Consider the following 21,569-nt stretch of genomic DNA (forward strand, 5'->3'; position numbering starts at 1 on the left):
GCGCATGTTCGGCTGGTTGAAGGAGAACCGTCGCATCGTTACGCGCTTCGACAAACTCGCAAAAAGTTATGCGGCAATGGTCTCACTGGCTTGTGCCATGCGGTGTTTGAGACAGTACTTTTCGTACAGAGCCTAGAACCTTCGCGCTAGAGCCCAGTCAAAATGTTTTTCGGACACTTTGATCTTCAGCGGACCATCGACCTTCGCGCGCGCCCACCAACAAACACCCAAGTGATGACGGGAGTTCACCGAAAGCAGTAAACTCAGTGGCAAGCCCCGTCATTTCCCCGAAGATGGAACGTTATCTCGGGCGCAGGGCTCCGCAGACGATACGCACGGTAAATTCGAAATTATCCGTAGTGAGCCCATCGATTGGCGAACGCCTCTTCAGTCGCTCATGAGGCTCACAGACCGTCCGATAGAGCATCCAAGCATCGATATTCGGAAATCGCGCTAGTGCTGCAAGTACCAACTTGTGCCGCAGCGGATCAAGCTGCCAGTCGGGAATGCGCTGACCGCGATTCCCGAGGCTCAAAGACAGCAGGCGCCGAGCCTTGATATCGCGGTTGACCTGATCTCTGGATTTGCCTGCCAATTTGGCGAAGACAAGCAGCGGCAAATTACTCGAAGCTTCATAGGTGGCTAGCATCTCGGCGCGCTGGCGTTGTATGTCAGATACTTGGGGTTCGTGCAGCTGTTCAGTCTGCGTTGGAGCAGGTAGGACAGGTGAATACTGAGCCGCGTTAAGGAGCGGTTCGTTGCTGACGGAAATTTTGGAGGCTGGAACCGTCGTCGCTGGGAAACCACTGCTGTACAGAACAGCGTTAGCGTTCGCGCTTTCCAACGAAGGTAATGAAGCTGCACCTTCTAAACGAATAGTCAGCGGAGAGCTTGCCGCTTTCAGTTGGCCCTGCCCCCACAGATCCAAACGGTTCGCCCAGTCCTGCATCATCGTCCGGCGCTGCTCCACGTACTCCGCGTGGTTGTAAGCCGCACTCACCTTATCTGGATCAGCATGAGAAAGCTGAGCATCCACCCACACCCTTGGGTATCCGATCTCGTTCAACGCAGTCGAGATCGTCGCCCTCATGCCATGACCGGTGAGTTGATCGGCGTACCCCATCCGACGCAACGCGCCATTCAGCGTGTTCTCGCTGATGCGCTTGCTCAGCTCGCTTCGATGCGCAAACAAGTAGCGCTGCGCGGGAACAACCTGATCCAGCAAGTGACGCACGATCTCGAGCGCCTGCACCGACAGCGGCACGATGTAGGGCGGAACGTTTTGGATCTGCTTACCCGGCTTTCGCATCGCTAACTGGAGCTGCTTCACCACCTCCGCCGGTATGACCCACAAACGCTTCTCCAGATCGAACTGGTCGGGCGTCGCCAACCGCAGCTCGCCCGTGCGGACACCGGTCAGCAACAACAACCGAAGGCCAAGCCGAGTTTGGTTGGCGCCACCGTAGTTTCGAAGAGCAGCCATCAATGCCGGGAGCTCGTCCATTCGGAGAAATGGATTGTGCGTAACCGGAGGTTTGGGGAGCGCGACCACCTCGAGGTCCGAAGCCGGATTGTGTTCCAGCCACTCGATCTTCACCAGCGAATAGCGGAACAATTGGTTGAACCAGGTCCGACATTTCTCGGCTGTCGTTAAGGCCTTGCGCTGTTCGATCCTGCTCAGTAAATCCAGCAGATCGTGACGATTGATATCGTAGATGGACCGCCCACCCAGCAGGGGCAGGACGTCTTTACTGAAGATTCTCAAGATCTGCGAGAGCGTGCTCTGGCGCCCTTCCTTCAGGCTTAGCCTGCGGAACTCCACCCACTGATTGAACACCGCCTCGAAGGTATGCTCCTTCGCAGCATAAGCAGCAAGTCGCTGTTGTTTGCGATGTTCATAGGGGTTGATGCCCTGGGCAACCAAGGCACGTGCTTCATTACGACGGGTACGGGCTTCTTTAAGCCCAATTTGGGGGTAACTACCGAGCGACATGCGCTTCTGCTTGCCTGCCCAGTAGTAACGGAAGAGCCAGACTTTTCCGCCTCTGGCCGTCACATTGAGCGTGAGACCATCACTGTCGCCGAGGGTGTAGTCATTGCCGGTGATTCGGGCATGCCGAACTGTCATTTCTGAGAGTGCCATCGCGAGCTCCTGAACAGAGTCAGGGCCAGATGCTCATCTCGCTACACAATCTGCTCCAGCATTAAACCGATTCATTGCTCGTCAGAATCCTGGACTCAATTCTGGACTTAAACGCACCGGATAGTACTGGATTTCAGTGGTTCCCGCTGGAACGAAAAAAGGGCCTAAAGGCCCTTATTTCGATCATTTACAGAATTCAGTGGAACTCTGTAGCGCAATATTTGGAGCGGGAAACGAGACTCGAACTCGCGACCCCGACCTTGGCAAGGTCGTGCTCTACCAACTGAGCTATTCCCGCATTGTCGTGTTGACGGGCGCCATTCTAGCGCTTCAAAAATTCCCGTCAAGCCCTTGATTCAAAAACTTATTTTTTTTCTGCCGTGGTTTTCAGGTGCGGCCAGGCGGCCCTCAGGTATTGCACCATCGACCACAAGGTCAGACCTGCTGCCACCAGCAGCAATGCGTAACCCAGAATGACCCAGAACGTGATGGCGGGCGGATTGCCAAGCAGGATCACCAGCGCCAGCATCTGTGCAGCGGTTTTCCATTTGCCCATGTTCGACACTGCCACCTGGGCTCTGGCGCCGATTTCTGCCATCCATTCGCGCAGGGCGGAAATAACGATTTCGCGACCGATGATCACAGCCGCCGGCAGCGTCAGCCACAGGTTTGCATGTGCCTGGACCAGCAGTACCAGGGCAACGGCCACCATGAGCTTGTCGGCGACCGGATCGAGAAACGCACCGAATGGCGTGCTCTGCTCCAGGCGACGCGCCAGATATCCGTCCAGCCAGTCGGTTGCCGCTGCAAAGGCAAACACCGCGCTGGCAGCCATGTAGCTCCAGTGATAGGGCATGTAGAACAACAGAATGAAGATCGGAATCAGTAAAACACGTAGTACGGTAATCAGATTAGGGATATTCATCGGCACAACTGGCTACGAGGTGAGCGGGCATTCTACTCGCTGTGCAGGTTTGCATAAATCGACTCTGCCAGCTTTTTACTGATTCCCGGTGCTTTTGCTATTTCATCGATGCTCGCACGAGACAATTCCTGAAGGCCGCCGAAGTGTTTGAGCAAGTCACGACGGCGTGTCGGCCCTACTCCCGCCACGCCTTCAAGCGTTGAAGTACGGCGGGTCTTGCCGCGTCGGGCGCGGTGTCCGGTAATTGCAAAACGGTGCGCCTCGTCACGAATCTGCTGGATGAGGTGCAGCGCCGGTGAGTCGCCTGGCAAGGTGAATTCATGAGCGGCATCGTTCAGGTACAGGGTTTCGAACCCGGCCTTTCGCGTCGTGCCCTTGGCGACCCCGAGCAGGATAAGGTCCGGTATGGCCAGCTCGTTGAGCACATCACGCGCCATCGCCATCTGCCCCTTGCCACCGTCGACCAACAGAACGTCAGGCAATTTGCCCTCCCCGTCCTTGATACGGCTGTAGCGCCGGGTCAAAGCCTGGTGCATGGCGGCGTAGTCATCGCCCGCCGTCACGCCTTCGATGTTGAAACGACGGTAGTCCGCCTTGATCGGGCCTTCCGGGCCGAACACGACGCAGGAGGCGACTGTCGCCTCACCACTTGAGTGACTGATGTCGTAGCACTCGAGCCGTACCGGCGGCTCGTCGAGGTTCAGCACCTTGGCCAGCGCGTCGAAGCGCGATGCCACATGCTGGCGATTGGCAAGACGCGCCGACAGAGCCTGTTCGGCATTGGTCACAGCCAGTTGCTGCCAGCGCGCACGGGTACCGCGCACCCGATGGCTGATGGTCATCTCGCGACCGCGCGACTCTTCAATTGCGTCGATCAGGGCCGGGAAGTCTTCATTGACAACGTTGACGATGACTTCGCTGGGCAGCTCACGATCAACGCCACCCAGGAAATACTGAGCCAGGAATGCCGACATGACTTCGCCAACCTCCTCCTCGATACCCACCTGAGGAAAGAAATTCTTGCTGCCCAGCACGCGACCGCCGCGCACCGAGATCAGATGCACGCAGGCACCGCCCGGGTTGACGAATGCCGCGACCACGTCGACATCGCCGGTGCCGCCTTCCATGCTCTGCTGATCCTGAACGCGGCGCAGCAAGGCGACCTGATCGCGCAACTCTGCCGCGCGCTCGAAATCCAGCGCCATGGCAGCTTTTTCCATTGCAGTATTCAACTCATCGCTCAAGGCATTGCTGCGCCCCTCGAGAAACATGACCGAGTGACGCACATCTTCTGCGTACACCTCAGGCTCGACCAGATCGACGCAAGGTCCTTTGCAGCGTTTGATCTGATATTGCAGACAAGGCCGGTTACGATTCTTGAAATAGCTGTCTTCGCACTGACGTACCTGGAAGGTCTTCTGCAGCAGGCTCAGACTTTCTCTGATGGCACCCGCACTCGGATAAGGCCCGAAATACCGGCCTTTGGCTCTCTTCGCGCCACGATGGATGCTCAGACGCGGAAACTTGCCGTCCGACAAAAAGACATACGGATAGGATTTATCGTCACGCAGGAGGATGTTATAGGGAGGTCGCCACTCCTTGATCAGCGTCTGCTCCAGCAACAGAGCTTCGGTTTCGTTGCCGGTGATGGTGGTTTCGATCTGAGCGATGCGCGCCACCAGTGCGCCGGTCTTCGGTGCGTGTCCGGTCTTGCGGAAATAACTGGCGAGGCGCTTCTTCAGGTTCTTGGCTTTGCCCACATACAAAAGCTTCGCTTCGGCATCGAACATGCGATAGACGCCGGGACGACCACTGCAGGTCGCGAGAAAGGCACTTGGATCAAAGGTCTGGGTCATTTTCAGGCGCTGGCGTCCACCATGCCGTGACGTACTGCCAGCAACGCCAATTCGACATCACTGCTGATGGAGAGCTTTTCAAAGATTCGGTAGCGGTAAGTATTCACGGTTTTCGGCGAAAGGCACAGCTTATCCGAGATGGTCTGGACCTTCTGGCAACCGACGATCATCAATGCTATCTGGATTTCGCGCTCGGACAGCAGGTCGAACGGCGAATTGTTGACCTGTGGCTGGAACGACTTGAGCGCCAATTGTTGAGCAATCTGCGGGCTGATGTAACGCTGACCGGCAAAGACGAGACGGATGGCCTGAACCATCTCCGCGAGGCCTGCGCCTTTGGTCATGTAACCCGCCGCGCCGGCCTGTAGCAGTCGCGTTGGAAAAGGATCCTCCTCACAGACCGTCACGGCCACGACCTTGATATCCGGATGACTGCGCAATAGCTTGCGCGTGGCTTCAAGACCACCGATACCCGGCATCTTGACGTCCATCAGCACCACATCGGGTTTGAGTTCCCGCGCCTTTTTCAAGGACTCCTCACCGGAATCGGCCTGACCTACCACCTGCAGGCCATCTATATCGGCGAGCATCCGTGTGATGCCTGTCCGAACAAGATCATGGTCATCTACAACTAGCACCCTAATCAAGCAGACACCTCGCGCAACGGACATAATGAATGCTATTCACCATAACAAAAACGGCGATGCAGACCTAGGGGATGTTGCCGTTTTCGCTCGAACCGCTCAGAGGCAGGTTCGAGCGCGGCAGAATGCCGACGATTGACCGTGTCGGCGGTAAGCGCAGGGCCTGGGCCGAACCGGCTCAGGCACAGCATGCGAAGACAACAGTATCCGCGCAGCTCGACGGACCTGCGCAGGGCTGGCGACCCTCAACTGTCGGTCGGCTTGTCGGTCGTTACGTATGAAGCCGACAGCTCCGCCATGGTGGTGGTCAGTCGCCTGATCGCGTCCTGATCCTCCTTGTCGAGCACACGATAACTGCCCAGCACTTTTTCTTCGGCAACACTTAGGTTATCGACCGGAATCGGCGTAGGCGTTCCAGTGAGCACGTAGAGTACATCGACACCCTTGGCGGCTACCGCAGCCAGGTAATCGGCCTTAGGGGCACGATCGCCGCTTTCATACTTCCCTTGAGCATTCGCTTCCACACCACCGATTTCACCAAAGGCACGCTGAGACAGGCCCAGACGTTCTCTTTCTTTTCTTAATCGGTACCCAATTCCACTCATTTGAATACACAACCCTGTTGACCCCATCCTTACGAATGGTAAAATCCAGCTAAAATTAAACTGATTTGAATGGTTTTGAACTATGCCCGGAATACGTACTGCTGCACAAGCCAAGGCCTGGCTCGAACAACAGGGTAAATCTGTTCAAGAATTCGCTCGGGAGAACAGCATTGATCCTGCGACGACCTACCAAGTGCTGGCAGGACGCAAGAAGGGAAAACGCGGCGAGGCCCATAAAGTGGCGGTTCTGCTGGGGATGAAGATCGGCAGCATCCCTTCCGAGGATGAAACATCAGAAACCGTGGCAGATTGATGGGAATTGCTCCGAAGAGTGTAAGACAGAAATCTTTACCGCCCGGCGGCACGAACGGACTGACGAAACAGCCTTTTCCGACAGTTTTTGTCCACAGCCCATTTTGTCGGCAGCCTTGCAACGAATGATCGACAATCCCTCCGATCGAATTTTCCAATTGAATGAGCGTACATGCCTGAAGTAAGCTTCAGCTCATTCAACGGAGACACACCATGCTGCAATCCACTTCATTACAGTTCGTCGTCCACGCCAGCGCCTGCCGCTCGGCTGACGCCATGACTGTGCGGATCGCTCCTGCCACGGCGTTTCTCCAGCTCAACGCGTATTACGGGTATTGGTTTAGCCACTGGCGCGCCTGATACCCATCCGGCGCCCACTTCAAGGGGACGCCAACCAGAGAATTCTCTACCCCCGGTCGGCTACCCGACCGGGGGTTTTGTTTTTTTGGCCCCTCAAACAACACCACACTGAATCGAATCGAGGAACACGACATGAACTACGCCACCTATTACCGCAACGACATCGACTTCGCCTGGCGATTTAGCAACCTCCGTTCGGGACAGCCTGCCGCCTCCGATCGGTCACTGCCAGGTGGCAATTGCACACACACGGCCGAACCGGCCCTTTGTCGAACACCCCAGTAGGGCTCTGAGCGGGAACACGACCCGCCGGCCCAGGAAGTCAGAATATGAATTCGTCCGTTGCCGTAAAACCGTCCGACCTGTCCAGCCACTCGATCACGCTGCCCCACAGCATCTCCGTCTCGACGCGCCTGCCCAGTGCCCTTGAGCTCAAGAGCAGCCTGCCGCTGAATACCGCCCTGACCGATCAGGTCGCCGCCCACCGTCGCGCCGTCAGAGCCATCCTCCAGGGTGAAGACTCACGCCTGCTGGTCATCGTAGGCCCCTGCTCCCTCCACGATCCGCAGTCCGCACTCGAATACGCAGAACGCCTGGCGGGTCTCGCCTCTGAAGTCAGCGACCAAATGCTGCTGGTCATGCGTGCCTACGTCGAAAAGCCCCGCACGACGGTCGGCTGGAAAGGCCTGGCCTACGATCCTCATCTGGACGGCAGCGACGACATGGCGGTGGGTCTGAAGCTTTCACGGGACCTGATGCGCGAAATGCTGCACATGGGCCTGCCCATTGCGACTGAAATCCTGCAGCCCATGGCAGCGGGGTACTTCGACGACCTGCTCAGTTGGGTCGCTATCGGCGCCCGCACAACCGAATCGCAGATTCATCGGGAAATGGCCAGCGGTCTGCCCATGGCGGTCGGCTTCAAGAACGGTACGGACGGTGGTGTCGCAGTCGCCAGCGACGCGATCCGCTCGGCGGCCCATCCTCATCGCCACTTCGGCATGGACAGCCACGGCCATCCGGCAATCATCGAGACACAGGGCAACGCGGACACGCATATCGTGCTGCGCGGCGGACACAGCGGACCGAACCACGACAGCGAGAGCATTGCCAACGTGCAGGCCAGTCTGGCAAAGAACCGGATTGCAGCGCGCATCATGGTCGACTGCAGCCATGCCAACAGTGGCAAGGACCCGCTACGTCAGCCGCAGGTCTTCGACAATGTGCTCCAGCAGCGTCTGCAAGGCAACCACTCACTGATCGGCATGATGATCGAAAGCCACTTGTTCGACGGCTGCCAGCCCTTGAACAAAGTCCTCGAATACGGTGTGTCGGTGACCGACGGCTGTCTGGGCTGGACGGGCACCGAGCAGTTGCTACGCCGCGCGGTTGATCGGTTGCGCTACCGATAACCGCAACACAAAGGAACTTTGTCAGGAAATACCGAACTGATTCCGGTAGGCTGTTTCTTTTTTTTCACAGGAGATTTTTCCCCATGGCTAAAGCCACTGCGCGCCACATCCTTGTTTCGAGCGAAGAGAAGTGCAACGAACTCAAGGCACAGATCGAAGGCGGCTCTGATTTTGCTGAAATCGCGAAAGCCAACTCCACCTGCCCATCCAGCCGCCAGGGCGGTGAACTGGGTTCGTTCGGTCCAGGCCAGATGGTCAAGGAATTCGACACCGTTGTGTTCAGCGCTCCGGTGAATACCGTTCAGGGTCCGGTCAAGACCCAGTTCGGCTATCACCTGCTGGAAGTGACCAGCCGTCAGGACTGATCCTGTCGCACGGTTTTGCACGCGTTACCAAACGGCTCATCTTCGGATGGGCCGTTTTCGCAGGTGGCTTGGCGAATCAGGGATTTATCTGTAGAAGATACCGCTGTCTGCAATGCGACGCCGGGCGCTTCTACGGTCAATCGGGATTCTAGTAATGCGTTTTGTTTTTTCTTCACTGATCGCCGCAACACTGGCCGTGGCCTCCTTTCCGCTGTTCGCCGCTCCGCAACACGCCCTGACCGTTTATGGTGAGGCACCCCGCTACCCCGCCAATTTTCAGCATTTCGATTACGTGAACCCTGATGCGCCGAAAGGTGGCAGCATGCGCCGCTCCGCCATCGAGATTGGTCAGTTCGATCACCTGATGCCCTTCACCGACAAGGGCATGGGCGTTTCGCAGATCAACGGCATGCTGTACTCGCCGCTGGCGGTGCGCTCGATGGACGAGCCCTACACCGTATACGGGCTGGTGGCCGAGAAGATGGAACGCAGCGCGGACGGGCTGTCCCTGCGCTTCTACCTGAACCCCAAGGCACGCTTTGCCGACGGAACAGCAATCACCGCCCACGATGTGAAATACACCTACGAACTGCTGATGACCCAAGGCAGCATGCAGTACCGCACCCAGTTCGAGGCGGTCAAAGGCCTGGAGGTCGAGTCACCGACACAGATACGCTTCGACTTCAAACACTCCGACAACCGTACCCTGCCCCTGGATCTGGCCTCGCTGCCGGTTTTTCCCGAACACTGGTGGAAGACCCGCGACTTCGCCAGTGGCGCAGGCTTTGAAGTGCCGCCGGGCAGCGGCCCATACAAGATCGCGCATGTCGATCCGGGTCGCACCATCACGTTCGAGCGTGATCCGGCATGGTGGGGCAAGGACCTGCCGGTCAGCCGCGGCCTCTATAACTTCGACACGTTCAGCATCGAGTACTTCGGCGATATCGACGTCGCACGCCAAGTGCTCAAGGGCGGCGCCTACGACTACAACCGGGAATTCTCCGCGACCGGCTATTCGATTCGCTACGACAGCCCGCAGTTGAACGACGGAAGACTGCAGAAGGCGCATCTGGCCAAGGGCGCTGTGCAAAGCTCTCAGGGTTTCGTGTTCAACCTGAGCCGGCCAATGTTTCAGGACCGACGAGTACGTCAGGCCCTGTCGCTGCTCTGGGATTTCGAATGGACCAACCGGCAGATGATGCGCAACATGTACATCCGTCAGGACAGTTACTTTTCCAATTCCGATCTTGCCGCCACCGAACTGCCGACGACAGCAGAGCTGAAGATTCTCGAACCGTTGCGTGGCAAGGTGCCAGAGCAGGTGTTCGACACCGTCTACAAGACGCCCAAGACCGATGGCACGGGCTTTATCCGCGACAAGCAACTGCAAGCTCTGGCATTGATGAAAGAAGCTGGCTGGACGCCAAAAGGCGATGAACTGGTCAACGCCGAAGGCCAGCCTTTCCGCTTTACGTTCCTCAATGGCCAGACCGGTTTTGAACGCATGCTGCTGCCCTACAAGCGCAATCTTGCGCAGATCGGCATCCATTTCGACATTCGCCGGATAGACGCGGCGCAGTACCTGAACCGGGTCATGGCTCGCGACTACGACATGATCGTCACCGGCTACCCGGTTTCCACCTCGCCGGGCTCGGAGCTGTACAACAGCTTCGGCTCCAAAGTGGCGATGGATCCGGGCTCGAGCAATTACATGACGCTGCAGGATCCGGCCGTGGATACGCTGATCGCCGGGCTGCTCAGGGCCGATAACAAGCAGACAATGACCGACTATGCGCACTGCCTGGATCGCGTGCTGCAGTGGAATTATTACTGGATTCCCAACTATTACCCGCCGGGGTCCTCGACCGTGTGGTGGAACCGCTTCGGCATTCCGAAAATTCAGGCCAGCAACAACGAAGCCATCGAAACCTGGTGGGAGGTCAGTCCCACGCCGCTGACCAACGAGCAATTCACCGCCAGGCGCGGCGCATCAGCCCTTGTTTCGGAGATGAAGTAGATGCTCGGCTACATTCTGCGGCGTCTGCTGCTGATCATCCCGACCCTGCTGTGCATTCTGCTGGTCAACTTCTTCATCGTGCAGGCGGCGCCCGGCGGCCCGGTCGAACAAGCTATCGCACGACTGCAGGGCGTTGGCGGCACCACGGCAGGTGCCAGCGCCTCGGAGTCTGCCGGTGCCGGGCAATCCAGAGCGTCTCGAGGACTGGACCCCAAGCTGATCAAGGAAATAGAGCATCAATACGGTTTCGACAAGCCACTGCATGAACGGCTGTGGCTGATGCTCAAGAACTACGCGCAACTGGACTTCGGCAACAGCTTCTTTCGCGGCGCGACGGTCACCGATCTGATTCTGCAGAAGATGCCGGTGTCCATTTCCCTGGGACTCTGGGCGACGCTTCTGACCTACCTGGTATCGATCCCATTGGGCATTCGCAAGGCCGTCAAACACGGCAGCCAGTTCGACATCTGGAGCAGCACAGCGATCATCATCGGCTACGCGACGCCCGCGTTTCTGTTCGCCATGCTGTTGATCGTAGTGTTCTGTGGCGGAACCTCCCTGAGCTGGTTCCCGGTGCGAGGGCTGGTCTCGGATAACTTCGATCAGCTATCGACGCCGGGCAAGATCGCCGATTACTTCTGGCATCTGGTACTGCCGGTATCGGCGCTGGTCATCGGCGGTTTCGCCTCGCTGACCTTGCTGACCAAACACTCGTTTCTCAACGAGATCACCCGCCAATACGTGATTACCGCCCGAGCCAAGGGCATGAGCGAACGGCGTGTGCTTTATGGCCATGTGTTTCGCAATGCGATGCTACTCGTCGTGTCAGGCATTCCGCAGGCGTTCATCAGCGTGTTCTTCGCAGGATCGCTGCTGATCGAAGTGATTTTCTCGCTCGACGGTCTGGGACGCATGAGTTACGAAGCCGCCGTTTCCCGGGATTATCCGGTGGTGTTCGGCTCGCTGTTCATCTTCACGCTGTTCGGTCTGCTGATCAAACTGGTGGGTGATGTCTGCTACACCCTGGTCGACCCCAGAATCGACTTTAACGCGAGGACGGCATGATGCGCAGTCTTTCTCCGCTTGCCCGGCGCCGCCTGGAGCGTTTTCGTGGCAATCGCCGCGGCTGGTGGTCGCTCTGGCTGTTCTGTGCCCTCTTCGCCCTCACGCTGGGCGGCGAGCTGATCGCCAATGACAAGCCGCTGGTGGTCAGCTACCAGCACTCGTTGTATTTCCCGGTGCTCAAACGTTACACCGAGCAGCAGTTCGGAGGCGAACTACCGTTCCAGCCGGACTACCGCAGTGACTATGTCCGCCGGTTGATCGACAAAGGTGATGGCTGGATGCTGTTTCCACCCATCCCGTTCAGCGACGACACGCCCAACTACGAATTGACCATCCCCGCGCCCAGCCCGCCGTCCGCGACCAACTGGCTGGGCACTGACGATCAGGCCCGCGATGTACTGGCTCGTGTCATCTTCGGCGCTCGCGTGTCGATTCTGTTTGCACTGGCACTGACCTTCATCAGCGCCTTGATCGGCATCACCGCAGGTGCGCTTCAGGGGTATTACGGCGGCTGGGTGGATTTGCTCGGGCAGCGGCTGCTGGAAGTCTGGTCGGGCCTGCCGGTGCTGTATCTGCTGATTATCCTCTCAGGCTTTGTCGAGCCGGACTTCTGGTGGTTGCTGGGCATCATGGCGTTGTTTTCCTGGCTGACGCTGGTGGACGTGGTGCGTGCCGAGTTTCTACGCGGCCGAAATCTGGAGTATGTCAAAGCCGCACGCGCCTTGGGGCTGAGCGACCGGACGGTGATTTTGCGCCACATCCTGCCCAACGCCATGAACGCCACGCTCAGCTATCTGCCGTTCATTCTCACGGGCGCTATCTCGACCCTGACAGCACTGGATTTCCTTGGCTTCGGCATGCCCGCAGGCAGTGCGTCACTGGGCGAGCTGATCGCTCAGGGCAAGCAGAACCTGCAGGCGCCCTGGCTGGGACTGACGGCGTTCTTCGCCCTCGCCCTGATCCTCACGTTGCTGGTGTTCATTGGCGAGGCGTTGCGCGATGCCTTCGACCCGAGGTCCTGAGATGCAAGAAAACCTGATCGAAATCCGCGACCTGAGCGTCGCTTTCAGCGGGCAGACAGTCGTCAGCAACCTGAGTCTGGACGTGCGGCCGGGCGAGTGCCTGGCGCTGGTCGGCGAGTCCGGATCGGGCAAGTCGGTCACCGCACACTCGATTCTGCAACTGCTGCCCAAAAGCGGCACTGTGACAACAGGCAGCATTACCTATCGTGGCCAGCAACTGGTCGGTGCGAATGATCAAACCCTGCGCGAGCTACGCGGCAACCGTATTGCCATGATCTTTCAGGAGCCCATGACGTCGCTGAACCCGCTGCACACCGTTGCCAAACAGATCGGTGAAACCCTGCTGCTGCACCGGGGCATGGGTGGTCGTGAGGCGCAGAAACGGATTGTCGAACTCCTCGAACTGGTGGGCATCCAGCAACCGCACAAACGCCTGAAGGCCTACCCGCATGAGTTGTCCGGCGGTCAGCGTCAGCGGGTGATGATTGCAATGGCACTGGCCTGCGAGCCGGAGCTGTTGATTGCCGACGAGCCGACCACGGCGCTGGACGTGACCGTACAGCGCAAGATCCTGCTGCTGCTCAAGGCGTTGCAGCAACGCCTGGGTATGTCGCTGCTGCTGATCAGCCACGACCTGAATCTGGTGCACAGCGTCGCGCAGCGGGTCTGCGTGATGCGCGCTGGCGAAATCGTCGAACAGGCCGATTGCCAATCGCTGTTCAAGGCGCCGCAGCACCCCTACAGCCGTTTACTGCTGGATGCCGAGCCCGCGGGCGAACCCCTGCCACGTGATGCGCGGGAGAAGGTACTGGAAGTCGACAACCTGAAAGTCTGGTTCTCGTTGACTGGCGGCATTCTGAGGCGGCACAAGGAATACCTCAAAGCAGTCGATGACATCAGTCTGAGCATCGAACGAGGCAAGACCCTGGGTATCGTCGGCGAATCGGGTTCCGGAAAGTCGACGCTGGGCCAGGCCATCCTGCGGCTGCTGGATTCGCGTGGCAGCATCCGCTTTCGGGGCAACGCGCTGGACGGCCTGACCCAGAAACAGATGCGGCCCTGGCGCAAAGAGATGCAGGTCGTGTTTCAGGATCCCTACGGCAGCCTCAGCCCGCGCATGTCGGTGGCGCAGATCATCGCTGAAGGTCTCGACGTGCACAGCGGTCTGGATGCGGTTCAGTGTGATGTCGAGGTGATACGCGCACTGGAGGAAGTCGGTATCGATCCGCAGAGCCGTCATCGCTATCCGCATGAGTTCTCCGGCGGCCAGCGGCAGCGCATCGCCATCGCAAGGGCGCTGGTGCTCAAACCCGCGCTGATTCTGCTCGACGAACCCACCTCGGCGCTGGATCGCACCGTGCAAAAGCAGGTCGTTGCCCTGCTGCGCGAACTGCAGGAGAAACACGGGCTAACCTACCTGTTCATCAGCCACGATCTGGCGGTGGTCAAGGCCTTGGCCCATGATGTAATCGTGGTCAAGGATGGCAAGGTGGTCGAGCGAGGCCCCAGCCACGCGGTATTCGATTCGCCACAGCAGCCCTACACACGGGAACTGCTGGCGGCAGCGCACCCGGGTTTTATCTGATCGTGTGAAAAAAGGGCAGTCTGTGCGGCCAGGCGCCCGCTTCTGACGGAACACCCCCATGAACGACAATAATCTCAACGACTATCAAAGCATCCGGCGCCTGGCAATCCGCTCGCTGTTCGAAATCATCGAGCAATCCAGCGAAGGGACGGTCATCGTCGACAAGAACGCACGCATCGTCTGGATCAACGAGCGGTATGCACGACGCTTCGGGTTGCAGGACCCGACGCTGGCCATCGGGCAGCCATGCGAGAAGGTGATACCGGGCAGCCTGCTGCGTCAGGTGGCGGGCAACGGACAGCCCATTCTGCTGGATATGATGGACACCGCCAAAGACCCCTTGGTGGTCATGCGCCTGCCCATCCACGATGACATGGGAGGACTGATCGGTGCCATCGGGTTTGCGCTGTTCGACCAGTTGCAGACGCTGTCTCCCCTGCTCACCCGCTACCTGAGCATGCAACAGGAACTGGCCACCACACGCTCGCTGCTCAAGGCCCGTCAGGCCAAATACAGTTTCGCGCACTTCATCGGCACCAGCGAGGCGTCGCTGGAGGTCAAGCGCCGCGCCAGACGTGGCGCCAATACTCAGTCAACCGTATTGCTGCTGGGCGAAACCGGCACTGGCAAGGAGCTGCTCGCTCACGCCATTCACAACGCGTCGCCCCGAGCCGGCAAGCCGTTCGTGAGCATCAACAGCGCTGCGATCCCGGAAAACCTGCTGGAAGCAGAGTTCTTCGGCACCGCGCCCGGTGCTTTCACGGGTGCCGACCGCAAGGGTCGCCCCGGAAAACTGAAAATCGCTCAGGGCGGCACACTGTTTCTCGACGAGATCGGAGACATGCCCCTGGCCCTGCAAAGCAAGCTGCTGCGCGTGCTGCAGGAAAAGGAATACGAGCCGGTCGGCTCCAACGAAGTCTTTCAGAGCGACGTTCGCCTGATCGCGGCAACGTCTACTGACCTTGAAGCCGCCATCCAGCGCGGTGAATTTCGCGCCGATCTTTACTACCGTCTGAGCGTACTGCCGATCAAAGTACCGCCTCTGCGCGATCGCCTGGAAGACCTCCCGGCGCTCAGTGAGGCGATTCTGGAAGAGCTACGCAGCCATCATGAGCTGGAAAGCGAAGCGCTGGGGGTGCTCGCCCGGCATGCCTGGCCTGGCAACATCCGTGAGTTGCGCAACGTACTGGAGCGTGCCGCGCTACTGAGTGACGAGTCCTTGCTGACCGCTGCGGACATTCAGGCGGCCATCGGAACGCTGATACCGTTGAAGACGGCCGCTGCCAGTGTCAACAGTCCCGTGCAACAGGAAACCTTCACCGAGGCGCGTCGGCGTTTCGACCGGCACCTGATCGAAACCACCCTGCGCCAGTGCGCGGGCAGCGTTGTGCTGGCGGCCAGTCAACTTGGCCTGGGTCGCTCCACTCTCTATAAGAAAATGGCGACCTTGGGCATTGCCGAGTCTCCCTAAAGAGACAACGGTCTCTTTAGGGAGATAACGCCGAGCAGCCCGCAATCAGGCGTTTTTTTAACCACTGGAACGCCGCCTGGCTGGGTGAAGCTTGCCTATCTGTCCCGATTTGTAGACATAAAACCCGCCTACCTTCCATTCAGACTAAAAATCTCCATACATTTCAATACGTTGCTCACATGGCACGAAACCCGCTATGTCGACTGAAGCTGTTCCGGCTTCATTAAAAACAATAACAACAGGAGACACCTGATGAGCGTCCTCATCGCACTGGCAGCGCTTGCGCTGTTGATGCTTGCCGCCTACCGCGGCTACAGCGTCATTCTTTTCGCCCCCATCGCGGCCTTGGGCGCGGTTCTGCTGACTGATCCCTCGGCGGTGGCCCCGGCCTTCACCGGGGTGTTCATGGACAAGATGGTCGGCTTCATCAAGCTGTATTTCCCGGTTTTCCTGCTGGGCGCAGTGTTTGGCAAGCTGATCGAACTGTCCGGGTTTTCACGCTCCATTGTGGCGGCCGCCATCGGTGTGCTCGGCACACGCCAGGCCATGCTGGTGATCGTGCTGGTCTGCGCGCTGCTGACCTACGGCGGCGTTTCACTGTTCGTCGTCGTGTTTGCGGTCTATCCATTCGCCGCGGAGATGTTCAGGCAGAGCAATATCCCCAAACGCCTCATTCCGGCCACCATCGCGCTGGGCGCGTTTTCGTTCACCATGGACGCCCTGCCCGGCACGCCGCAGATTCAAAACATCATCCCGACCACCTTCTTCAACACCACCGCATGGGCGGCCCCCTGGCTTGGGGTCATCGGCACGATCTTCGTGTTCAGCGCAGGCATGCTTTACCTGCAGCGCCAGCGCAACAAGGCGCAATACGCTGGCGAAGGCTACGGCACGCAATTGCGCAACGAACCCGAGACTGCGTCTGACCTCAAGTTGCCCAATCCCTGGCTGGCCCTGTCACCGCTGGTGGCCGTGGGCGTCATGAACCTGCTGTTCACTTGGTGGATTCCGCAGTGGTATGGCAAGACCCACACCCTTGCGCTGCCGGGCATGGCAGCACCCGTGCAGACCGAAGTGGCCAAGGTCACGGCCATCTGGGCGGTCGAAGCGGCGCTGCTGGTGGGCATTCTGATGGTGCTGATCTTCGGCTTCCGGGCCATTCGAAGCAGGCTCGCAGAAGGCACCAAGAGCGCAGTGGGCGGCGCACTGCTGGCCGCCATGAACACCGCCTCCGAGTACGGCTTCGGCGCAGTCATCGCCTCACTGCCGGGGTTTCTGGTGCTGGCCAATGGTCTCAAGAGCATCCCCAACCCACTGGTCAACGAGGCGATCACCGTGACGCTGCTGGCCGGCATCACCGGCTCCGCGTCGGGCGGCATGAGTATTGCCCTGGCTGCCATGTCGCAAGAGTTCATCGCCGCCGCCAACGCCGCGAACATTCCGCTGGAGGTTCTGCACCGGGTCGCCGCCATGGCCAGCGGCGGCATGGACACGCTCCCGCACAACGGCGCAGTGATCACCCTGCTGGCGGTGACCGGGCTCACCCACCGCGAGGCCTACAAGGATATTTTCGGCATCACATTGATCAAGACGCTGGCGGTATTCGTCGTCATCGCAACGTTCTATGCCACTGGCATCGTGTAAGGAATCGATTATGAATCTGCAAAGCAAAACCGCATTGGTGACAGGCTCCACCAGCGGCATCGGCTTAGGTATCGCGCTCGAACTGGCCAAGGCTGGCGCCGATGTGATCCTCAACGGCTTTGGTGACACATCCGAGGTGATCAGCCAGATCGAACAGGCTGGCGGCAGGGTCGGCCACCACCCTGCCGATGTGAGTGACCCTGCGCAGATCGCGGACATGATCGCCTACGCCGAGCGTGAGTTCGGCGGCGTCGACATTCTGGTCAATAACGCAGGTATTCAGCACGTCAGCAGTGTCGAGGAGTTTCCGGTCGAGCGCTGGGATTCGATCCTCGCCATCAACCTGTCCTCGGTGTTCCACACCACGCGCCTAAGCCTGCCAGGCATGAGCAGAAAAGGCTGGGGGCGGATCATCAACATCGCTTCAGTACACGGTCTGGTCGGTTCAACCGGCAAGGCGGCGTACGTGGCCGCCAAACATGGCGTGATCGGCCTGACCAAGGTTGTGGCGCTGGAAACCGCATCCACCCAGATCACCTGCAACGCCATCTGTCCTGGATGGGTGTTGACGCCATTGGTACAGCAGCAGATCGACAAACGAGGTGGAACCGAGCAGGCGCGATACGACCTGCTGGCGGAAAAGCAGCCGTCGCTGGATTTCGTCACGCCGCAACAACTGGGTGAACTGGCGCTCTTCCTGTGCAGCGATGCGGCCGTTCAAGTGCGCGGTGCGGCCTGGAACGTTGACGGCGGCTGGCTGGCCCAGTGACAGCCTTGCTCGTCAGTTCTGGGACGGGGGTTCGTCGTCGACCAGCCCCCACTCGACCATGCTCGGTTTAGCCGCGCCGATCGGTGCAGCAGGCGCTGTCGTCAAGGCGTTCACCCCATTTTCGCCGTGCAGCTTGAGGCGCAGCCTTACGTTATTCTGCGAATCCGCATGTTTCAGCGCCTCCTCTTCGCTGATAGCGCCCTCCACCGCAAGGTTGAACAGCGCGGTGTCGAAGGTCTGCATGCCGAGGCTGCCGGATTTCTCCATGATCCCTTTGAGCTCGTTCAACTGGTTACGCTGGATCAGATCACGGATGGTTGGCGTCCCCATCATCACCTCCACCGCTGCACGGCGCTTGCCATCCGGGGTTTTGACCAGACGCTGAGACACGAACGCCTTGAGGTTGTTGCCCAGATCATGCAGCAGTTGCGGACGGCGTTCTTCCGGGAAGAAATTGATGATTCGGTCCAGCGCCTGGTTGGCGTTATTGGCGTGCAGGGTCGAAATCGCCAGGTGCCCGGTGTCGGCGAACGCCAGCGCGTGCTCCATGGTTTCGCGGTCACGAATCTCACCGATCAGAATCACATCCGGGGCCTGACGCAGGGTGTTTTTCAGCGCCGCCCTGAAACTGCGGGTGTCGACGCCGACTTCCCGCTGATTGACGATGGATTTCTTGTGCCGGTGAATGAATTCGACCGGGTCTTCGATGGTGATGATATGGCCGCTGGCGTTACGGTTGCGATAGTCGATCAAGGCCGCCAGCGAGGTGGATTTACCCGAGCCGGTGGCACCGACGAACAGTACAAGACCGTGCTTTTCCATGATCACATCAAGCAGGACCGGCGGCAGATACAGGTCTTCGAAGCGTGGGATGTCCAGCTTGATGTTACGCGCGACAATTGACACTTCATTGCGCTGCATGAAGATATTGATCCGGAAACGCCCGATGCCGGCCAGTGAAACGGCGAGGTTCATTTCCAGCTCTCGCAGAAACTCCAGTTTCTGCTCTTCGTCCATCAGGCCCTGAGCAATCTTCGCCACTTCGCCCGGCTTGAGAGTTTCGGTGCCGAGCGGTTTGAGCACGCCATTGAATTTGGCGCAGGGCGGCGCTCCAGTGGAAAGATAGAGGTCCGATCCGTCCTGACTGGCCAGAATCTTCAACAACGCCGGGAAATCCATAATCACTACCGTACGAAATCAGGGTGGAAAAACGTTTGCCTGCCGCCTGAGCGCCAGATGCTGCAAGGACAGGCATAATGGCAGGCTTTTACAGTTGCTGGGTATCGAGACATGAAAGCACAGGCCCGCCATATCCTGGTGAAAACTGCCGAAGAGGCCGAACAGCTCAAGCAGCGAATCGCCAAGGGCGAGGCGTTTGACGTGTTGGCCAAAAAGCATTCTAGCTGCCCGTCCGGCAAACGCGGCGGCGATCTGGGCGAAGTCCGGCCAGGACAGATGGTCGGGGCTATCGATCAGGTGATTTTCAAGAAGCCGCTGCGCACCGTCCACGGGCCGATCAAAAGCAAGTTCGGCTACCACCTGGTGCAGGTTTTTTACAGGGACTGACGAAAACGGCCCGCCTGCGCAAAACGCGGGCGGGCCGTCAATTCAACCTTAACGGTTACTTTGCAGAAATCGCGCTGTCCACCAGCACCTGGGCTTCTTCGACCAGACGCTTCAGGTGATCCTCGCCCACGAAGCTTTCTGCGTAGATCTTGTAGATGTCTTCGGTACCCGATGGGCGCGCCGCGAACCAGCCGTTTTCAGTCATGACTTTCACACCACCAAACGCCTGATCATTGCCCGGCGCGTTGCTCAGCACGCTCTGGATCGACTCGCCCGCCAGCTCGGTGGACGTGACCTGCTCCGGCGACAGCTTGCTCAGCAACGCCTTCTGCTGAGGGTTGGCCTTGGCATCGACACGGGTCGAATATGGCTTGCCCAACTGCTCGGTCATGGTCTGGTAATGCTCGCCTGGATCACGTCCCGTGCGTGCAGTGATTTCAGCCGCCAGCAACGCTGGAATCAGACCGTCCTTGTCGGTGGTCCACACCGTACCATCGCGACGCAGGAACGAAGCGCCAGCGCTTTCCTCGCCACCAAAGCCCAGCGAACCGTCGAACAGACCGTCAGCGAAGTACTTGAAACCTACCGGCACTTCGTAAAGGCGGCGACCCAGACGCGCAGCGACACGGTCGATCATGCCGCTGCTGACCACGGTCTTGCCGACTGCGGCGTCAGCGCGCCACTCGGGACGGTTCTGAAACAGATAGTCGATGGACACAGCCAGGTAGCTGTTGGGCGTCATCAACCCGCCGGTCGGGGTCACGATACCGTGGCGGTCATGGTCGGGGTCGCAGGCAAAGGCGACCTGATAGCGATCCTTGAGACCGATCAGGCTTTGCATCGCGTGGCTGGACGACGGGTCCATACGGATCTGACCATCCCAGTCCACGCTCATGAAGCGGAACGTCGGGTCGACGAACTTGTTCACCACGTCCAGGTTCAAGCCGTAATGCTCGCCGATCGCCGTCCAGTAGTTGACCCCTGCTCCGCCCAGCGGATCTACGCCAAGGCGCAGTCCTGCATCGCGAATCGCGTCCATGTCGATGACATTCTTCAGGTCTGCCACGTACGTATTGACGTAGTCATGACGATGCGTGGTGTCGGCGCGCAGGGCCTTTTCATGGCTCATGCGCGACACGCCCAGAACCTTCTCGGCCAACAATTCGTTGGCCTTGTTTTCGATCCACTTGGTGACGTCGCTGTCGGCCGGGCCGCCGTTAGGTGGGTTGTACTTGAAGCCGCCGCTCTGTGGCGGGTTGTGCGATGGCGTGATGACGATGCCGTCAGCAAGGCCGGAGGTACGGCCGCGGTTGTAGCAAATGATCGCGTGGGACACGGCAGGTGTCGGCGTGTACTCGTCGCCCTGGGAGATCATCACCTGCACACCGTTGGCCGCCAGCACTTCAAGCGCGGAGGCCGCGGCAGGCGTGGACAGCGCGTGGGTGTCGGCACCCAGGAACAGCGGGCCGTCGATGCCCTTGGCCTGACGGTACAGGCAGATGGCCTGGCTGATGGCCAGAACGTGCCAATCGTTGAAGCTCAGTTCGAACGAGGTGCCGCGATGCCCGGAGGTGCCGAACGAGACACGCTGGGTGGCGACCGAAGCATCGGGCTGGCCGGTGTAGTAAGCCGTGACCAGTCTCGGGATATCGACCAGTAACTGCGCAGGTGCCAGCTTGCCGGCGAAAGGACTGAGACTCATACAACCTCCGTGGATAAAAAAGGAAAATTCGGACAGGAAAAACCGAACGGACCGCGAGCGATGCGGCAGTTTACTGGCAGTTCGACAGCGATGCTTGACTATCGAT

19 protein-coding genes, 1 tRNA gene and 1 pseudogene are annotated in these 21,569 nt (G+C 59.0%); 13 read left to right on the forward strand and 8 right to left on the reverse strand.

What is annotated here, in order from left to right:
• A pseudogene (locus tag KDX39_RS13890) lies at window positions 1-136 on the forward strand (IS5/IS1182 family transposase); the annotation flags it as partial.
• Between the two features lie 165 nt (window positions 137-301).
• Here KDX39_RS13890 and KDX39_RS13895 read toward each other — a convergent pair.
• From KDX39_RS13895 to KDX39_RS13920, 6 genes are all read right to left on the reverse strand, one after another.
• Window positions 302-2,143: a tyrosine-type recombinase/integrase gene (locus tag KDX39_RS13895; protein ID WP_231660752.1), complete on the reverse strand. Its 1,842-nt coding sequence runs from the start codon at window positions 2,141-2,143 to the stop codon at window positions 302-304.
• A 222-nt stretch (window positions 2,144-2,365) separates the two neighbouring features.
• A tRNA-Gly gene (locus KDX39_RS13900) sits at window positions 2,366-2,441 on the reverse strand.
• A 66-nt stretch (window positions 2,442-2,507) separates the two neighbouring features.
• On the reverse strand, window positions 2,508-3,068 hold the full coding sequence (pgsA, locus tag KDX39_RS13905) for a CDP-diacylglycerol--glycerol-3-phosphate 3-phosphatidyltransferase (protein WP_004879535.1): 561 nt from the start codon (window positions 3,066-3,068) through the stop codon (window positions 2,508-2,510).
• A 32-nt stretch (window positions 3,069-3,100) separates the two neighbouring features.
• On the reverse strand, window positions 3,101-4,924 hold the full coding sequence (uvrC, locus tag KDX39_RS13910) for an excinuclease ABC subunit UvrC (RefSeq protein ID WP_231660753.1): 1,824 nt from the start codon (window positions 4,922-4,924) through the stop codon (window positions 3,101-3,103).
• A 2-nt stretch (window positions 4,925-4,926) separates the two neighbouring features.
• Window positions 4,927-5,571: a response regulator transcription factor GacA gene (gene gacA / locus KDX39_RS13915; RefSeq protein ID WP_025992955.1), complete on the reverse strand. Its 645-nt coding sequence runs from the start codon at window positions 5,569-5,571 to the stop codon at window positions 4,927-4,929.
• Window positions 5,572-5,813: 242 nt separating this feature from the next.
• Complete coding sequence (locus KDX39_RS13920; RefSeq protein ID WP_099227714.1) at window positions 5,814-6,173, reverse strand: helix-turn-helix domain-containing protein; 360 nt, start codon at window positions 6,171-6,173, stop codon at window positions 5,814-5,816.
• An 82-nt stretch (window positions 6,174-6,255) separates the two neighbouring features.
• Here KDX39_RS13920 and KDX39_RS13925 point away from each other — a divergent pair, with 82 nt between their 5' ends.
• From KDX39_RS13925 to KDX39_RS13975, 11 genes are all read left to right on the forward strand, one after another.
• On the forward strand, window positions 6,256-6,486 hold the full coding sequence (locus tag KDX39_RS13925) for a DNA-binding protein (RefSeq protein ID WP_231660754.1): 231 nt from the start codon (window positions 6,256-6,258) through the stop codon (window positions 6,484-6,486).
• Window positions 6,487-6,698: 212 nt separating this feature from the next.
• Entirely contained in the window at window positions 6,699-6,845 is a 147-nt protein-coding gene (locus tag KDX39_RS13930) for a hypothetical protein (protein WP_231660755.1), read from the forward strand.
• Window positions 6,846-7,174: 329 nt separating this feature from the next.
• The gene (locus KDX39_RS13935; RefSeq protein WP_231660756.1) at window positions 7,175-8,257 is read left to right on the forward strand and encodes a 3-deoxy-7-phosphoheptulonate synthase; all 1,083 of its coding nucleotides are present in this window, start codon (window positions 7,175-7,177) and stop codon (window positions 8,255-8,257) included.
• 83 nt (window positions 8,258-8,340) lie between these two features.
• On the forward strand, window positions 8,341-8,622 hold the full coding sequence (locus tag KDX39_RS13940) for a peptidylprolyl isomerase (RefSeq protein ID WP_231660757.1): 282 nt from the start codon (window positions 8,341-8,343) through the stop codon (window positions 8,620-8,622).
• Between the two features lie 154 nt (window positions 8,623-8,776).
• Window positions 8,777-10,639: an extracellular solute-binding protein gene (locus KDX39_RS13945; protein WP_231660758.1), complete on the forward strand. Its 1,863-nt coding sequence runs from the start codon at window positions 8,777-8,779 to the stop codon at window positions 10,637-10,639.
• Window positions 10,640-11,704 carry a microcin C ABC transporter permease YejB gene (locus tag KDX39_RS13950; protein ID WP_231660759.1) on the forward strand — a complete coding sequence of 355 codons (1,065 nt, stop codon included), beginning with the start codon at window positions 10,640-10,642 and terminating at the stop codon, window positions 11,702-11,704.
• The gene (locus KDX39_RS13955; protein ID WP_099227719.1) at window positions 11,704-12,726 is read left to right on the forward strand and encodes an ABC transporter permease; all 1,023 of its coding nucleotides are present in this window, start codon (window positions 11,704-11,706) and stop codon (window positions 12,724-12,726) included. Before KDX39_RS13950 ends, KDX39_RS13955 begins: the two co-directional genes overlap by 1 nt.
• A 1-nt stretch (window position 12,727) precedes the next feature.
• The gene (locus KDX39_RS13960) at window positions 12,728-14,311 is read left to right on the forward strand and encodes an ABC transporter ATP-binding protein (protein WP_231660760.1); all 1,584 of its coding nucleotides are present in this window, start codon (window positions 12,728-12,730) and stop codon (window positions 14,309-14,311) included.
• A 58-nt stretch (window positions 14,312-14,369) separates the two neighbouring features.
• Window positions 14,370-15,782: a sigma-54 interaction domain-containing protein gene (locus KDX39_RS13965; protein ID WP_231660761.1), complete on the forward strand. Its 1,413-nt coding sequence runs from the start codon at window positions 14,370-14,372 to the stop codon at window positions 15,780-15,782.
• 252 nt (window positions 15,783-16,034) lie between these two features.
• Window positions 16,035-17,426: a GntP family permease gene (locus KDX39_RS13970; protein WP_231660762.1), complete on the forward strand. Its 1,392-nt coding sequence runs from the start codon at window positions 16,035-16,037 to the stop codon at window positions 17,424-17,426.
• A gap of 10 nt (window positions 17,427-17,436) precedes the next feature.
• Window positions 17,437-18,195: a 3-hydroxybutyrate dehydrogenase gene (locus KDX39_RS13975; protein ID WP_231660763.1), complete on the forward strand. Its 759-nt coding sequence runs from the start codon at window positions 17,437-17,439 to the stop codon at window positions 18,193-18,195.
• Window positions 18,196-18,207: 12 nt separating this feature from the next.
• Here KDX39_RS13975 and KDX39_RS13980 read toward each other — a convergent pair whose 3' ends face one another.
• The gene (locus KDX39_RS13980) at window positions 18,208-19,374 is read right to left on the reverse strand and encodes a PilT/PilU family type 4a pilus ATPase (RefSeq protein ID WP_210041596.1); all 1,167 of its coding nucleotides are present in this window, start codon (window positions 19,372-19,374) and stop codon (window positions 18,208-18,210) included.
• A 111-nt stretch (window positions 19,375-19,485) separates the two neighbouring features.
• Here KDX39_RS13980 and KDX39_RS13985 point away from each other — a divergent pair, with 111 nt between their 5' ends.
• On the forward strand, window positions 19,486-19,761 hold the full coding sequence (locus KDX39_RS13985) for a peptidylprolyl isomerase (protein ID WP_004879573.1): 276 nt from the start codon (window positions 19,486-19,488) through the stop codon (window positions 19,759-19,761).
• 55 nt (window positions 19,762-19,816) lie between these two features.
• Here KDX39_RS13985 and pgm read toward each other — a convergent pair whose 3' ends face one another.
• Complete coding sequence (gene pgm / locus KDX39_RS13990; RefSeq protein ID WP_231660764.1) at window positions 19,817-21,463, reverse strand: phosphoglucomutase (alpha-D-glucose-1,6-bisphosphate-dependent); 1,647 nt, start codon at window positions 21,461-21,463, stop codon at window positions 19,817-19,819.
• Between the last annotated feature and the right edge of the window lie 106 nt (window positions 21,464-21,569).

This window comes from Pseudomonas sp. CDFA 610, assembly GCF_021147865.1.
GTDB lineage: Bacteria > Pseudomonadota > Gammaproteobacteria > Pseudomonadales > Pseudomonadaceae > Aquipseudomonas > Aquipseudomonas alliivorans.

Coding starts and splice junctions, on each gene's coding strand:
- KDX39_RS13980 (WP_210041596.1), bottom strand. CDS start 19,374: ATGGATTTCCCGGCGTTGTTGAAGATTCTGGCCAGTCAGGACGGATCG.
- uvrC (WP_231660753.1), bottom strand. CDS start 4,924: ATGACCCAGACCTTTGATCCAAGTGCCTTTCTCGCGACCTGCAGTGGT.
- KDX39_RS13940 (WP_231660757.1), top strand. CDS start 8,341: ATGGCTAAAGCCACTGCGCGCCACATCCTTGTTTCGAGCGAAGAGAAG.
- pgm (WP_231660764.1), bottom strand. CDS start 21,463: ATGAGTCTCAGTCCTTTCGCCGGCAAGCTGGCACCTGCGCAGTTACTG.
- KDX39_RS13970 (WP_231660762.1), top strand. CDS start 16,035: ATGAGCGTCCTCATCGCACTGGCAGCGCTTGCGCTGTTGATGCTTGCC.
- KDX39_RS13935 (WP_231660756.1), top strand. CDS start 7,175: ATGAATTCGTCCGTTGCCGTAAAACCGTCCGACCTGTCCAGCCACTCG.
- KDX39_RS13950 (WP_231660759.1), top strand. CDS start 10,640: ATGCTCGGCTACATTCTGCGGCGTCTGCTGCTGATCATCCCGACCCTG.
- KDX39_RS13920 (WP_099227714.1), bottom strand. CDS start 6,173: ATGAGTGGAATTGGGTACCGATTAAGAAAAGAAAGAGAACGTCTGGGC.
- KDX39_RS13965 (WP_231660761.1), top strand. CDS start 14,370: ATGAACGACAATAATCTCAACGACTATCAAAGCATCCGGCGCCTGGCA.
- pgsA (WP_004879535.1), bottom strand. CDS start 3,068: ATGAATATCCCTAATCTGATTACCGTACTACGTGTTTTACTGATTCCG.
- KDX39_RS13975 (WP_231660763.1), top strand. CDS start 17,437: ATGAATCTGCAAAGCAAAACCGCATTGGTGACAGGCTCCACCAGCGGC.
- KDX39_RS13985 (WP_004879573.1), top strand. CDS start 19,486: ATGAAAGCACAGGCCCGCCATATCCTGGTGAAAACTGCCGAAGAGGCC.
- KDX39_RS13955 (WP_099227719.1), top strand. CDS start 11,704: ATGCGCAGTCTTTCTCCGCTTGCCCGGCGCCGCCTGGAGCGTTTTCGT.
- KDX39_RS13925 (WP_231660754.1), top strand. CDS start 6,256: ATGCCCGGAATACGTACTGCTGCACAAGCCAAGGCCTGGCTCGAACAA.
- KDX39_RS13930 (WP_231660755.1), top strand. CDS start 6,699: ATGCTGCAATCCACTTCATTACAGTTCGTCGTCCACGCCAGCGCCTGC.
- KDX39_RS13960 (WP_231660760.1), top strand. CDS start 12,728: ATGCAAGAAAACCTGATCGAAATCCGCGACCTGAGCGTCGCTTTCAGC.
- KDX39_RS13945 (WP_231660758.1), top strand. CDS start 8,777: ATGCGTTTTGTTTTTTCTTCACTGATCGCCGCAACACTGGCCGTGGCC.
- KDX39_RS13895 (WP_231660752.1), bottom strand. CDS start 2,143: ATGGCACTCTCAGAAATGACAGTTCGGCATGCCCGAATCACCGGCAAT.